This is a genomic window from Variovorax sp. H27-G14 (genome assembly GCF_046156345.1).
GTDB lineage: Bacteria > Pseudomonadota > Gammaproteobacteria > Burkholderiales > Burkholderiaceae_C > Variovorax.
Genome location: NZ_JAYLVN010000011.1, coordinates 139,328 through 151,718 on the forward strand (window position 1 = coordinate 139,328; position 12,391 = coordinate 151,718).

Annotated in this window: 15 protein-coding genes; 6 read left to right on the forward strand and 9 right to left on the reverse strand. The window is 63.7% G+C overall.

All coding sequences use genetic code 11. From position 1 onward, the window contains the following. Positions 1 to 167 precede the first annotated feature (167 nt). Positions 168 to 1,085 (forward strand): AraC family transcriptional regulator, encoded by a 918-nt coding sequence (locus tag VLK31_RS23455; RefSeq protein WP_409170859.1) that lies wholly within the window; start codon positions 168 to 170, stop codon positions 1,083 to 1,085. Positions 1,086 to 1,089: 4 nt separating this feature from the next. Here VLK31_RS23455 and VLK31_RS23460 read toward each other — a convergent pair whose 3' ends face one another. From VLK31_RS23460 to VLK31_RS23485, 6 genes are read right to left on the reverse strand one after another with little or no spacing between them, the layout of a single operon-like run. Next, entirely contained in the window at positions 1,090 to 1,917 is an 828-nt protein-coding gene (locus VLK31_RS23460; protein WP_409170860.1) for an HpcH/HpaI aldolase family protein, read from the reverse strand. Between the two features lie 5 nt (positions 1,918 to 1,922). Continuing rightward, on the reverse strand, positions 1,923 to 2,735 hold the full coding sequence (hpaH, locus tag VLK31_RS23465; RefSeq protein ID WP_409170861.1) for a 2-oxo-hept-4-ene-1,7-dioate hydratase: 813 nt from the start codon (positions 2,733 to 2,735) through the stop codon (positions 1,923 to 1,925). Beyond that, positions 2,732 to 3,631: a fumarylacetoacetate hydrolase family protein gene (locus VLK31_RS23470; RefSeq protein ID WP_409170862.1), complete on the reverse strand. Its 900-nt coding sequence runs from the start codon at positions 3,629 to 3,631 to the stop codon at positions 2,732 to 2,734. Before VLK31_RS23470 ends, hpaH begins: the two co-directional genes overlap by 4 nt. Next, positions 3,628 to 4,515 (reverse strand): amidohydrolase family protein, encoded by an 888-nt coding sequence (locus VLK31_RS23475; RefSeq protein ID WP_409170863.1) that lies wholly within the window; start codon positions 4,513 to 4,515, stop codon positions 3,628 to 3,630. Before VLK31_RS23475 ends, VLK31_RS23470 begins: the two co-directional genes overlap by 4 nt. 42 nt (positions 4,516 to 4,557) lie before the next feature. Continuing rightward, complete coding sequence (locus VLK31_RS23480; RefSeq protein ID WP_409170864.1) at positions 4,558 to 4,968, reverse strand: RidA family protein; 411 nt, start codon at positions 4,966 to 4,968, stop codon at positions 4,558 to 4,560. A 7-nt stretch (positions 4,969 to 4,975) separates the two neighbouring features. After that, on the reverse strand, positions 4,976 to 5,932 hold the full coding sequence (locus VLK31_RS23485; RefSeq protein ID WP_409170944.1) for a Bug family tripartite tricarboxylate transporter substrate binding protein: 957 nt from the start codon (positions 5,930 to 5,932) through the stop codon (positions 4,976 to 4,978). 248 nt (positions 5,933 to 6,180) lie between these two features. Here VLK31_RS23485 and VLK31_RS23490 point away from each other — a divergent pair, with 248 nt between their 5' ends. Beyond that, on the forward strand, positions 6,181 to 6,816 hold the full coding sequence (locus VLK31_RS23490; protein WP_409170865.1) for a flavin reductase family protein: 636 nt from the start codon (positions 6,181 to 6,183) through the stop codon (positions 6,814 to 6,816). Positions 6,817 to 6,850: 34 nt separating this feature from the next. Then, complete coding sequence (locus VLK31_RS23495) at positions 6,851 to 7,639, forward strand: IclR family transcriptional regulator (RefSeq protein ID WP_409170866.1); 789 nt, start codon at positions 6,851 to 6,853, stop codon at positions 7,637 to 7,639. Positions 7,640 to 7,689: 50 nt separating this feature from the next. Here the strand turns inward: VLK31_RS23495 and VLK31_RS23500 are convergent, their stop codons facing one another. The 3 genes from VLK31_RS23500 to VLK31_RS23510 all read right to left on the reverse strand — a co-directional run bounded on the left by VLK31_RS23500 (position 7,690) and on the right by VLK31_RS23510 (position 9,398). Beyond that, positions 7,690 to 7,998, reverse strand: coding sequence for a type II toxin-antitoxin system Phd/YefM family antitoxin (locus VLK31_RS23500; protein ID WP_409170867.1), 309 nt, complete (start codon positions 7,996 to 7,998; stop codon positions 7,690 to 7,692). A 44-nt stretch (positions 7,999 to 8,042) separates the two neighbouring features. After that, positions 8,043 to 8,288 carry a hypothetical protein gene (locus tag VLK31_RS23505; protein ID WP_409170868.1) on the reverse strand — a complete coding sequence of 82 codons (246 nt, stop codon included), beginning with the start codon at positions 8,286 to 8,288 and terminating at the stop codon, positions 8,043 to 8,045. Between the two features lie 204 nt (positions 8,289 to 8,492). Further along, entirely contained in the window at positions 8,493 to 9,398 is a 906-nt protein-coding gene (locus tag VLK31_RS23510) for a LysR family transcriptional regulator (protein ID WP_409170869.1), read from the reverse strand. Positions 9,399 to 9,533: 135 nt separating this feature from the next. Here VLK31_RS23510 and VLK31_RS23515 point away from each other — a divergent pair, with 135 nt between their 5' ends. Genes VLK31_RS23515 through VLK31_RS23525 form a run of 3 tightly spaced genes read left to right on the forward strand, consistent with a single transcriptional unit; the run spans position 9,534 to position 12,245 of the window. Further along, positions 9,534 to 10,919 carry an amidohydrolase family protein gene (locus tag VLK31_RS23515; protein ID WP_409170870.1) on the forward strand — a complete coding sequence of 462 codons (1,386 nt, stop codon included), beginning with the start codon at positions 9,534 to 9,536 and terminating at the stop codon, positions 10,917 to 10,919. A 7-nt stretch (positions 10,920 to 10,926) separates the two neighbouring features. Continuing rightward, the gene (locus VLK31_RS23520) at positions 10,927 to 11,385 is read left to right on the forward strand and encodes a DMT family transporter (protein ID WP_409170871.1); all 459 of its coding nucleotides are present in this window, start codon (positions 10,927 to 10,929) and stop codon (positions 11,383 to 11,385) included. Then, entirely contained in the window at positions 11,385 to 12,245 is an 861-nt protein-coding gene (locus VLK31_RS23525; RefSeq protein ID WP_409170872.1) for an SMP-30/gluconolactonase/LRE family protein, read from the forward strand. Before VLK31_RS23520 ends, VLK31_RS23525 begins: the two co-directional genes overlap by 1 nt. The last annotated feature ends 146 nt before the right edge of the window (positions 12,246 to 12,391 follow it).

Genomic DNA, 12,391 nt, shown 5'->3' on the forward strand with positions numbered 1-12,391 from the left:
ACGTACTTCGTGTCGCAATCAAGGCCGCCGTTTGGCGGCCTTTTTCGTTCTACGGCCTGCATCGCGCGGCGATGCCTCGTGGCTTCGCCGCGCGATGCCCCGTGTCGTCGCCCGTGCGATGCCCCGTTGTCATCACAGGTTGGCCCGTGCGGCATAACATCCGGCGCATGCCGCCTTCCACCTGCCCCGACAACCGCTTCGGCCAACGCCTTGCCAGGCAGTACGGCGTGGACGCCGTGCCTTCGCTGGTCGCCACCTCGCGCTGGGGTTCGGAGCTGGGCATTGCGCGCATGCACTACGACCAGCCGCACCTGTTCGTGCTGCCGCCGCTGCCGAGCGAGGACGCGTTTCTGCTCAGCGTGGAAATCGACGCCGGCGGCAGCCGCCGCATCTGCAAGGGCGGCGCCACGCAACGCCTGGGCCTTCAGCAGGAGGGCGCTTTCCACATCGCCGACCTGAGCGAGTGCGCCTCGGCCTATGTGTGCAGCCCGTTCAATGTGGTGCTGTTCCACATGCCGCGCGCCACCATCGATGCATTCGCCAGCGAGATGGACGTGCCGCGCGTCGGCGCGCTGCACTGCGAGGCCGGCACCGTCGACCCCGTGGTGGCGGGCCTGGGGCGCGCCATGCTGCCGGCGCTGGCGCAGCCCGAAGCCGCGAGCACGCTCTTCGTCGATCACCTCACGCTGGCCTTGAAGGCCCATGTGCTGCACGCCTATGGCGGTGTGGCGTGCGACGTCAATGCAGAGTCGCGCGGCCTCGCGCCGTGGCAGGAGCGCCGCGCCAAGGCTTTTCTGCGCGAGCACCTGGCCGGTGACGTGTCGCTGGCCGAGGTGGCGCGCGAATGCGCGCTGTCGCGCAGCCATTTCAGCAAGTCGTTCAAGCAGACCACCGGCCAGACGCCGCATGCGTGGCTGGTGGCGCAGCGCGTGGAGGCCGCGCGCCGCCTGCTGGGCCAGGCCGAGCTGCCCATCGCGGAAATTGCCGCGGCCTGCGGCTTCTCGGACCAGAGCCATCTGACGCGGGTGTTCTCTGCGCATGTGGGCACTTCGCCGGCGCGCTGGCGGCGCTTGAACGCGGGCTGATCAATCAGTAGGCGACAGGGCTCTGCGCCACACGGTTTGACCCGCGCCGGTCATCGAAACGCGCAGCCGCCGCCTCGGCGCCCCGCGCCAGAATCTGCAGGTCCATCGCCACCGCCACGAACAGCGCGCCCAGGTCCAGGCACTCGCGTGCCCTGGTGTCGTCCAGCATCAATATGCCGGGCGCCTTGCCGCTGGCGCGGATGCAGCGAATGGCGTCGTCGATGGCGCTTTTGACCTCGGGGTGGCCCGGGTCGCCCGGATGCCCGAGGCTGGCCGACAGGTCCGCTGGCCCGATGAACACGCCGTCCAGGCCGTCCACCGCAAGAATCTCGTCCAGGTGGTCGAGCGCCTCGCGCGTTTCCACCTGCACCAGCACGCACAGTTCTTCTTGCGCGCGCTGCACGTAGTCGCCGATGCGCCCGAAGTTCGATGCCCGCACCGACCCGCCCATGCCGCGCACGCCTTCAGGCGCATAGCGCGTGGCGCGCACCGCGGCCTGCGCCTCCGCCGCGCTTTGCACGAAGGGCAGCAGCAGGCTCTGCGCGCCGATGTCCAGGTAGCGCTTGATGAGCACCGTGTCGTTCCAGTCGGGCCGCACCACGGCGCTGGTGCGCCGCGCGGTGTCGGCCGGCACTGCGGCGCTCACGGCCTGCAGCTGGTGCAGCATGTGCGGCACGTCGGTGGGCGTGTGCTCGGTGTCGAGCAGCACCCAGTCGAAGCCGGCGCCCGCCACGATCTCCGACACATACGGGTCGGGCAGCGTCGACCACAGGCCGATCTGCTGCACGCCGGCCGCCAGCGCGCGCTTGAAGTGATTGGTGGGCACAGGCATGGCGCTCATCCGAAATGGCACGACACGGTGCCAAAGCTGCCGTAGTCGGCCACCACCGTGTCGCCCTTGCCGACCTCTATCGGCCGGATGAACGAGCCCGCCAGAATGACCTGCCCGGCCTGCAGCGTCACGCCGAAGCGGTACAGCCGGTTGGCCAGCCAGGCCACGCCGTAACCGGGGTGGTTGAGCACGCCCGCGGCCAGGCCGGTTTCTTCGACCTCGCCGTTGCGGCTCACGATGGCGCCGATGCGCCGCATGTCCGCATCGATCAACGCGGGCTTGAAAGGCCGACCGCCCAGCACCAGCGCGGCATTGGCCGCGTTGTCGGAGATGGTGTCGAACACGTTGCGCGTGCGGCCCGTGGCGGGGTCGACGCGCTGGATGCGCGCGTCCAGAATTTCGAGCGCGGGCGTCACGTAGGCGGTGGCGTCGAGCACGTCGAACAGCGTGCAGTCGGGGCCCGACAGCGGGCGCGCCAGCACAAAGGCCAGCTCGGCCTCTATCTTCAGTTGCAGGAAGCGCTCGGTGGGAATCACCGCGCCGTCGCGGTAGAACATGTCGTCCAGCAGCGTGCCGTAGTCCGGCTCGGCGATGTTCACCGCGCGCTGCATCGCCTTGGAGGTCAGGCCGATCTTGTGGCCCTTCACCGTGCGGCCGTTGCGCAGTTTCAGCTGCATCCACGCATGCTGAATGGCGTAGGCGTCGTCGATGCTCATGTCGGGGTAGTCGAGCGAGAACTGGCGGCATGCCACGCGGGTGTGCTGCGCCTGCTCCAGCCGCTCGGCGGCCTGCAAGAGGGTGGCGGTGTCGAGGCTCATGCGGCGCTCCCTTCCGCCTGCACCACGTTGCGCAGCACGCCCACACCGCTCACTTCTACCTCGACCACGTCGCCGGGCTGCAGGAACCTGGGTGGATCGAATCGAATGCCCGCGCCGGTCGGCGTGCCCGTGGCGATGATGTCGCCGGGCTCCAGCGTGGTGAAGGTCGACAGGTAATGCACCAGGTAGGCAAAGTCGAACATCAGGTTGGCGGTGGTGTCGTCCTGGCGCGGCTCGCCGTTCACGCGGGTCTGGACACGCAGCGCGCCAAAGCCCTGCGGAAATTCGTCGGCGGTGACGATCCACGGGCCGATGGCGCCCGAGGCATTGAAGTTCTTGCCCTGCGTCACGTTGAACTTGGCGTGGTGCACCCAGTCGCGGATGGTGCCTTCGTTCATGCAGGTGAGGCCGGCGATGCAGGCCAGCGCTTCGTCGCCCTGCACGCGGCGCGCGCGGCGGCCGATGACGATGGCGATTTCGCCTTCGTAGTCCAGCTGTGTCGATTCGAGCGGCTGCTGCAGCGCCTCCCCGTGGCCTACGAACGATTCGGCCACACGCATGAAGATGCTCGGGTACTTGGGCAGATCGCTGCCGTCCTTGTACTCGGCGTTGCGGTGCGCGTAGTTGACGCCGATGCAGAACACGCGGCGCGGCTGCACGATGGGCAGCGCGAAGCGCACGTCGGCCAGCGCGTGGTCGGCGGTGGCACCTTCGGCCGCGGCACGTGCCTGGGCCAGCGCGGCGTCACCGCCGGCCAGCAGCGCGGACAGCGTAGCGAACGCGGGCAGGCGGCGCCCCAGATCGACGACGCCTTGGCTGTCGCCGTTGCCGTCACTGTCGCCAATGACGCAGCCCCAGTGCGAGGCCCCGCCGTGCAGGTAGCTGATGAGTTTCATGCAGTCTCGAATCCAAAAAAGTGGGCGGGGTTGTCGACAAGAATCTTCTGCCGCGTGGCGGCGTCGGGTGCGAAGCGATAGAGCAGTTCGAGCAGCGCGCCCTCGTTGGGCGGCTGCTTCACCGAAATCGGGTGCGGCCAGTCGCTGCCCCACACGCAACGATCGGGCGCGGCCTGGATCAGGCGCTGCGCCAGCGGCACCACGTCGTTCCACGGCGCGCCGGTCCTGGAGATTTTTTCGGAGAGCGACAGCATCACCCAGAAGTTGCCGCGCGCCAGCAGCTCGCGCATGCGCACGAGGCTCGCATCGGCGTCGCCCAGCGACGGATCTGCGCGGCCCATGTGGTCGAGCAGCACGGGCACGTCGAGCGATTCGAAGGTGGCGAGCTGTTCGGCAATGCCGTGGGGCTCGGGCTGCACCTTCACGTACCAGCCCAGCTCCTTCACGCGGGCGAAGGCGCGTGCCTGTTCGGCCGCGCTCAGGCTGATGCCCAGGCCACCGCGGGTGAAGCGCGCACCACGCACGCCGGCGTCGTGCAGCTTGTGCAGGTAGGCATCGTCGCGCTCGGTCAGCACGGCGGCGTTGGCGCACGCCATGTAGCGCCGCGGTCCGCCGGCGTTCAGGCCTTCGAGTGCGTCGAGCACCACCGTGTGGTCCGCGCCGTAAGTGGTGGCCTGCACGATCACGCCGCGCTGGATGCCCAGCGTGGCGTGCAGCTTCTGCGCGACCTGCCAGGTGGCGCTGGGCATTTCGTAGGCGGCGTTGGGCCGCACCGGGTACTGCGCGCGCGGGCCGAAGACGTGGAACTGGCTGTCGCACGACAGCGCGGGGGGCAGCGGCACGGGGGCGCGCGGGTGGGGGTCGAACGGGAGGTAGTCGGGCATGGGGGTAATCAGAAATTGCAAGTCGATGAGTGAGCTATGGGCTCAAGCAATCCATGCGGTGAAGCTGCACTCGATGAGCTTCCCCATGTCCAGCTCGGGCGCGACGATGGCGTGGCGCGCGGGCCGCGAGGCGGCGTCGGGGAACATTTCGAGCCAGGGCACGTTGAGCGCGGGGCGCTGGCTGCGGTCCTTCATCCACACGGTGAGCTTCACCACGTGCTGCGTGCCGCCGCCCGCCGCCTCGACGATGCGGCGCACGTTGTCCAGCATGAAGCGGCACTGCGCCTCGATGGTCTCGGCCGGCTTGCCGGTGGCGGGGTCGTTGCCCTGGATGCTGCCGCTCTCCAGCAGCGGGCCGACGCGGCAGGCCGCCGGAATCGGGTTCTTGTGGCCGAAGCCGTCGATGTAGATGCTGGTGCGCGCGGTGCGCTCGGGGGTGGTGGTGGCGGTCATTGGAATATCAGTCCGCGGTGATGTTGGATTGCTTGATCACCGGCATCCACCGCGCGTCTTCCTTGGTCAGGAACTCGGTGAACTGCTTGGGCGTGCTGCCGCGCGCCTCGGAGCCCAGCGTCTGAAAGCGGGCCTGCACGGCGGGGTCGGACAGGATCTTGCGCAGCGCTTCCGACAGGCGCGTCACCACCTGCGGCGGCGTGGCGCGCGGCGCCAGGATGCCGGTGAAGGTCTCGGTGCTGAAGTCCTTGAAGCCGGCCTCCTGCAGGGTGGGCACGTCGGGCAGCTGCGGCAGCCGCTTGGCCGAGGTGACGGCCAGCGCGCGCGTGCGGCCCTGCTGAATGAACGGGCCCGCCACCGAGATCTGGTCGAAGTTGAACTGCACCTGCCCGCCCAGCAGGTCGGTGGTGGCCGGCGCGTTGCCCTTGTAGTGCACCGTGGTCCAGTGCGCCTTGCTCTCGCGCTGCAGGTACTCGCTCACCAGGTGGTTCTGCGTGCCGGCACCGGGCGAGGCCATGGTCAGCGTGTTGCCGGGCTTTTTGCCTTCGGCCAGCAGGTCGGCCACCGTCTTGTACGGCGTGGAAGGGTGCACCTGCAGCACCAGCGGCGTGAACGACACCGAACTGACCGGTGCAAAGTCTTTCTTCCAGTCGTAGGCGTTGCGCTTGAAGATGGTCGGCGAGAAAAGAATCGGCCCGTTCGCGCCCATGAAGAAGGTGTAGCCGTCGGGCGTGGCCTTGGCCACGTATTCCGCGGCGATCATGCCGCCCGCGCCGGGGCGGTTGTCCACGATGAAGGGCTGCTTGAACACGGCCTGCAGCTGCTCGCTGATGATGCGCGCCGCGCCGTCCACGTTGCCCCCGGGCGGGTAGGGCAGCACGAGCTTCACGGGTTTGTCGGGCCAGGCTTCTTGCGCCGTGGCGGGTAGCGCGGCAAGGGCGGCAAGGGCCGTGCATGCCGACACCGCGACGGTGACCACTGTGGAAAGGGTGCTGCTGAATTTTTTCAAGGGATGTCTCCTGATTCGACACCGGCACCGCAAGTTGGCTGCGGTTTCATCGGCGACACCTGCACTCTAAGAATCCGCGGCCCGATGCTGCAATGCAATAAGCTGCGCTTGTTCCATATCGTGGACGTTTTCGGGAAGTCCCGGTGCGGCGCCGCCGATGCGCTGCGGACAATCGAGGCCCCGCCACCTCACAAGGCCCTGCCATGTTTCTCGATGCCGGCGACCTGTCGCCCGAAGCCACCTACCGCCTGATGAGCGGCATCGTCGTGCCGCGCCCCATTGCGTGGATCACCACGCTGTCGGAGGCCGGCGTGGTCAACCTCGCGCCGTTCTCCTGCTTCACCTTCGTGTCGAACAAGCCGCCGCTGCTGGGCGTGAACATCGGGCGCAAGGCGGGCCAGCGCAAGGACACGGGCGCCAACATTCATGCGCTGCGCGAGTTCGTGGTGAACATCGGCAACGCCTCGCAGATGGTCGCCATTCACGACAGCAGCGCCGAGCACGCACCCGACGTGAGCGAGGCCGAACTGCTCGGCCTGGGCACGCTGCCCTGCAGCACGGTGCGCGTGCCGCGGCTGGCGGACGCGCCGGTCAGCATGGAGTGCAAGCTGGAGCGCGTGATCGCCTTCGGCGAAACCGGCGCCGAGTTTTTCGTCGGCGAGGTGACGGCCTTTCACATTCGCGACGGCCTGTTGCGCGACGGCAAGGTCGACACGCGCGCGCTCGACCCGGTCTGCCGCATCGGCGGGCCCAACTACGCCACGCTGGGCGAAATCGTCACGCTGCGCGGCATGCAGCAGACACCCAAGCAGGTGATGGATGGCGGCAGCGGCGGATAAGAACAACACCGGCGCCGGGGCGGAAGCCGACGCTTTGGCCACCGCCGGCGCGCAAAGCGTGCGCCGCGCGCTCGCGGTGCTGCGCGTGCTGGCCACCGGCCAGGAGCGCGGCGTTCGGCTGACCGACGTGGTGAGCCACACCGGCCTGAACCGCCCCACCGTGCACCGCCTGCTGCGCGTGCTGGTCGAAGAAGGCGCGGTCGAGCAGGACCTGGCCACGCGCCGCTACCTGGTGGGCGGCGAGGTGTCGCTGCTCGGCCTGGCGCGCGCGAGCCGCTTTCCCATTCAGGCCATTGCCGAGCCGCACCTGCGCTACCTTAGCGAGAGCCTGGGCGACACCGCGTTCCTCACCATCCGCAACGGCGCGGACTCGGTCTGCATCGACCGCCGCACCGGCAGCTTTCCGGTGAAGGTGCTGTCGATAGAGATCGGCGCGCGCCGCCCGCTGGGCGTGGGCGTGAGCGGCCTGGTGCTGTTGGCGTCGCTGCCGGCCGACGAGGCGGCCGACGTGGTGCGGCGCAACGCGCGCAAGCTCAAGGCCCTGCACGTGGACCCGGCCGAACTGCTGGAGCGTGCAGTGCGCACCCGTGCGCAAGGCTATGCCTACGCGCCGGTGGGCGTGGTGCCGGGCTCGCGCGCGGTCGCGGTGCCGATCTGCCTGGCCGACGGCCGCACCGTGGCCGGCCTGGCCATCGCCACCATCACCGAGCGCCTGCCCGACGCGCGCGTGGAGACAGTGGTTGCGCAGATGCGCGCGCGGGCGCAGCTCATCGGGGCGCAGGCTGCGGAACTGGCGCACAGGAAGTCTGCGCGGCGTGGGTGAAGGGTGCGCTGGGGGAGTGCCGACTTATGGCTGCAGCCAGTCGCAGCCTTTCAAAATTTCACTGCTCGAACAGGGGAGTTCTCGGAAGGCGCAAGCATCAGGTCGATGTCGCGATGAGGCGAAGCCTGCAGCGCATCGACCAAGGCCTGGCCTGTCTGTTCACCCTGCAGGCGCCTGAACTCTGTCGCGGCGATGACCACGAATTCATCGCGGCCATGGACAGTCACGTGCTGCGGCCCATCGCTCAACACGCGCCGCGCCAACTCGCTGAAACGCGCCTTGGCATCCTCAAGCTGCCAACGCCCATAGGGAAGGGCGGGGCGCTTGGATGAGGGATTGCCGTCGACAGGTTTGGTCATCCCGACCAAAGTAGCACTGCAGCCCCGTCGACGCAACCTTGCCCTCAAAACCTCCCACGCAACGTCACCGTCGCATTTCGCGGCTCGCCATAGAAGTTGCCCCAGCCCGGCGCGCCCACGGTCTGGTAGCAGGTCTTGTCGAACAGGTTGCTTACGTTCGGCGCCAGCAACCAGTTGCGGTTGACCTGGTAGCTCACGCGCGCGGTCCACACCGCGTACGAGGGCTGCGCGATCTTGATGTTGCCGGTGGTCCGCGAGCTCTCGCTCCGGAAGTTGACGCCGCCGCCCACGCTCCATGCGTTCAGCGCGCCGGGCAGGCGGTAGTCGGTCTACAGCCGCAGGATGTGCTTGGGCCTGCAGGTGCTCGAAAAGGCCAGGCCGGCGCTGGCGGTGTTGTCCAGATAGCGAAAGCTGTTGAGCGTGTAGCTGCCAAAGATCTGCCAGCCGCGCGCAATCTCGCCGTTGATTTCCGTGCTGGGCGGGCGGATGCGATATCACAAACCCAATGACGACCTCGAAAATAGTTCAATCGCCCAGTCCGCAAATGCGCGAGTTGCGGGCGAAAGCAATTTTTGATTTGGATAGACGAGAGATACCGGCACTGGCGCAGGGCGGAAATTCGACAAGACTTCCACGAGCCGGTCAGCTCGCAGATGTTCGATGGCCAGTATTTCCGCAATCTGCACGAGGCCATATCCTTCGAGGCACAGCTTCAGATACAGCTCTGTCTCGTTGACGGCCATTGCACCATTCATCGGAACCACAACTTTCTCATGGTTCTTCAAGAAAAGGAATTCATTGCCATGCCGGTTGGTATTCGATAAATAGTGGACCGAATTGTGCGTCGACAAGTCTTCAAGAACATTTGGAATTCCGTGGCGTTCGAGGTATGAAGGCGATCCACAGGTGACCCAATTGAAATCTTTGATGCGCCTTGCCACCAACGTGGAGTTCTGAAGCTTTCCCGTCCGAATGACGCAATCGACACCGTCTTGAATCAGGTCCACCTGCCGGTCATTCACGCCGATATTCAAATAGATTCCGGGAAACCTATCGATAAATTCTTTCAGATTTGGAAGAATCACTGAATGAGCAATTCCGCTGGGCATGTCGACGCGCAATCGGCCCTCTGGTTTTTGCGCTGATTGATTCAGGCTGTTCTCGGTCGTTTCTATAAGGTCGAGAATCTCCCTGCAACGCAAGACGTACAACTCCCCCGCGGGAGTCAAGCTCAAACTTCGTGTCGTCCGGTTCAGCAATCTTGCTTTCAGATGCTTTTCCAGCGCCTTCACCGATTCAGTAACTGACGACGTCGGCAGCGAAAGCGATTCCGCCGCGCGCACAAAGCTGTTGGCCTCCACGACGCGCAGAAAAACCTTCATTGCTTGAATTCGGTCCATGCTTCGATCCAGTATTTAAATACCCGTCGTCGGGATTGCTCGGGTTTTCCGGACAGTCAATTCGGAGTCAGCCACTTTATCAGAGCAGCACACAATAATAAGATCGGCCGATCTGCAACATCCCCGCACATTGGCATGACCGACTATCAGCGAAATATTCTATACCCCGCTTCGCTTAGCCCAAAGCGTATTTTGATCAAAGGCGCCACCATCTTGAGCATGGATGTGAATATCGGCAATATTCCAAAGGGTGACATTCTGATTGAAGGCGGAAAGATAGTCAGCGTGGGCGCGGAAATTTCGGCCGATCAGGCGCAAATCATCGAGGCCGACAACATGATTGCAATTCCAGGAATGGTCGACACTCATCGGCATTCATGGGAGGGTCAATTGCGGCGCATCAATCCCAATGCAGAATCGCTGGAAGATTATTGCAATGCCACCCATTTCTCCTTCGCCAAGTATTACCGGCCTCGGGATATTTACGTGGGGAATATGCTGACGGCGCTCGGCTGCATGGATGCCGGAATTACCACGGTCATCGACAACTCTCATAACAGCCGCAGCGCCGCGCATTCGGATGCGGCCGTCGAAGCGATGCTGGATGCGGGAATTCGTGCGGTGCACGCCGCGGGCGCACCGGTTTCTGGAACATGGGATACGGCGCATTGGCCGGGCAATCTGGAGCGGCTGCAGAATAAATATTTCAAGGATGGAAACAACAGCCTGATTACGCTGGCGATGATGGCGCAACTCGAGCCTGCGCAATGGGCGGAGGCACGCAGGCTGGGTATTCCCATCGTTACTGAATTTTTCGGCGGAAAAATGGCCGATGAATTGGAAGGTTTGCACAGGGAAGGACTGCTGCGCAAAGACAATATCTTCAATCACTGCACGTGTTTGCCTGATAAAGGCTGGAAGATTTTGCGCGAGGCCGGTGTGCGAGTGAATGTATGCCCGCGTTCGGATGCGCATTACGGAATTGAAGACGGAATGTTCGCCTGGCAGGCTGCAGCACAGCACGGTATTCGACCGGGGCTGAGCGTCGATAATGAAACCTCTTACAGCGGCGATATGTTCATGGAGATGAGAGTCGCTTTCTATTTGCAGCGGGTCGTGGGGCAGCTGCGAAGAAGCGATCAAAGCCGGCAATCGGTCGAGACAATCAGCGCAAGCCGATTGCTAGAGGCGGCAACCATCGATGGGGCCGCGTGCGCTGGGTTGCAGGATCGCATTGGCAGCCTGGTTCCCGGTAAGCAGGCGGACGTGGTTCTTATAAATACCGAAGACATCAATCTTTATCCATCCAACAATGCGTTCGGTACGGTGGTTCATGCAGCCGAGCGCAGCAATATCGATACCGTCATCATCTGCGGTCGCATCGTCAAACAGCGGGGTGCGTTGATTGGCGTGAATGCAAAGGAATTGCGCGCTGCCATTGACGAGTCGCGCACTCATCTTTTTTCCGCGGCCGGGTATAAGCCTGATCAATTCTCCGAAAATTTTTCGGCATTGAATTGAGTGCAGTATGAATTTCATACTTTTTCCCGTAGCTTTCGCAGCAGGTATTGGAATTGCCCTGCAAACCACGTTGAACGCGCAGTTGGCAAAGGCGATTGGTGGAAATTCAATTATTGCAGCGTTTTTCTCCTTTACCACTGGCGCGTTATTGCTTGGCATCGTCGCGCTATTCAGAGCTGATGGATTTGAATCGATGAGAGGCATATTCAAGCAGCCGCTTTGGATGTTGCTGGGCGGCGTGCTCGGCGCGTGCGCGTTGCTTTGCTATGTGCTGCTCACACCAAAAATCGGCTTGACGCTGCTGATTGGCCTGGCAATTGCCGGTCAATTGAGTTCATCGATGGTGATCGACCATTTTTCTCTGTTCGGCGTCGCGCAGCGGCCTGTGACCATTATGAAATTGGGCGGCTTTGTTTTGATGCTGGCGGGCCTGGCAGTTACCCTATTGAGTGAACGTTTTAAATAATGACCGTACTTCAGATATTCGAAAAAAAGAAAAATCAATTGGGTGAATGTCCTGTGTGGTGCGAACGCACACAAAGGCTTTATTGGACAGACATCGTCGGCCAGACGCTTTTTGCCCACGACTCGAAAACACGAAACGTCCTCCATTGGCCTTTGCCGGAACGCCTGGGTTCATTTGCACTCACAAAGCGCGACAACGTGTTGTTGCTCGGTCTTGCATCGCGCTTGGTTCTGTTCGATTTGATCGACCAAACCATTTTAGCGCTGGCGCCGTCGCCCGGAAATCCGGGAACGCGCATTGGTGACGGGCGCTGTGACCGCGAAGGCAATTTCGTCTTTGGCACGATGCACGAAGCTGCACAGCCGGAGCAGCTCGGCGCGTTCTACCGGTTGAATGCCGCATCGCTGAGCGTCGAACGACTGGCTCTTGCTGACACGGCAATTTCCAACGGAATCTGTTTCAGCCCCGATGGCGCCACTTTCTACTATTGCGATTCGATGAAGCAGAAGATTTCTTGCTGCGACTATCCCTCGCTCGACAACCAACGAACGTTCGCGCTGGTGAATGGCAATGGCGCGCCCGATGGCTCCTGCATCGATGCGCAAGGCTTTCTTTGGAACGCTGAATGGGGAGGCAGCCGGGTGGTTCGCTACTCGCCGCACGGTGGCGTCGATCGCGTCATTCCGGCAATGGCACAGCTGACAACGTGCCCCGCCATTGGGGGCGTGCTGTACGACACCTTGTATTGCACGACCGCAAGCATTGGTCTGGGCGCTGCAAACGAAGCAGACGGGGCCTTGCTGTGCGCCAATCTGCATCAGATCAAAGGGTTGCCTGAAGTGCGATTTGCCGGTTGTTGAAGTGGTGGATCAAGTGGCGAATCAGTGCACGGCGCAACAGCCCGCCGACCGATGCGTCACGCGGCGGTACAGCGTCCCTGCATTTCCCTAGTTCAAGGTATAGGTAAACAGCCCCCGCTTCACTAGCATCGACGCCACGAAGCCTG

Coding starts and splice junctions, on each gene's coding strand:
- hpaH (WP_409170861.1), bottom strand. CDS start 2,735: ATGAGCCTCGACACCGCCACCCTCTTGCAGGCCGCCGAGCGGCTGGAG.
- VLK31_RS23455 (WP_409170859.1), top strand. CDS start 168: ATGCCGCCTTCCACCTGCCCCGACAACCGCTTCGGCCAACGCCTTGCC.
- VLK31_RS23460 (WP_409170860.1), bottom strand. CDS start 1,917: ATGCCTGTGCCCACCAATCACTTCAAGCGCGCGCTGGCGGCCGGCGTG.
- VLK31_RS23470 (WP_409170862.1), bottom strand. CDS start 3,631: ATGAAACTCATCAGCTACCTGCACGGCGGGGCCTCGCACTGGGGCTGC.
- VLK31_RS23520 (WP_409170871.1), top strand. CDS start 10,927: ATGAATTTCATACTTTTTCCCGTAGCTTTCGCAGCAGGTATTGGAATT.
- VLK31_RS23500 (WP_409170867.1), bottom strand. CDS start 7,998: ATGACCAAACCTGTCGACGGCAATCCCTCATCCAAGCGCCCCGCCCTT.
- VLK31_RS23490 (WP_409170865.1), top strand. CDS start 6,181: ATGTTTCTCGATGCCGGCGACCTGTCGCCCGAAGCCACCTACCGCCTG.
- VLK31_RS23480 (WP_409170864.1), bottom strand. CDS start 4,968: ATGACCGCCACCACCACCCCCGAGCGCACCGCGCGCACCAGCATCTAC.
- VLK31_RS23515 (WP_409170870.1), top strand. CDS start 9,534: ATGACCGACTATCAGCGAAATATTCTATACCCCGCTTCGCTTAGCCCA.
- VLK31_RS23510 (WP_409170869.1), bottom strand. CDS start 9,398: ATGGACCGAATTCAAGCAATGAAGGTTTTTCTGCGCGTCGTGGAGGCC.
- VLK31_RS23525 (WP_409170872.1), top strand. CDS start 11,385: ATGACCGTACTTCAGATATTCGAAAAAAAGAAAAATCAATTGGGTGAA.
- VLK31_RS23475 (WP_409170863.1), bottom strand. CDS start 4,515: ATGCCCGACTACCTCCCGTTCGACCCCCACCCGCGCGCCCCCGTGCCG.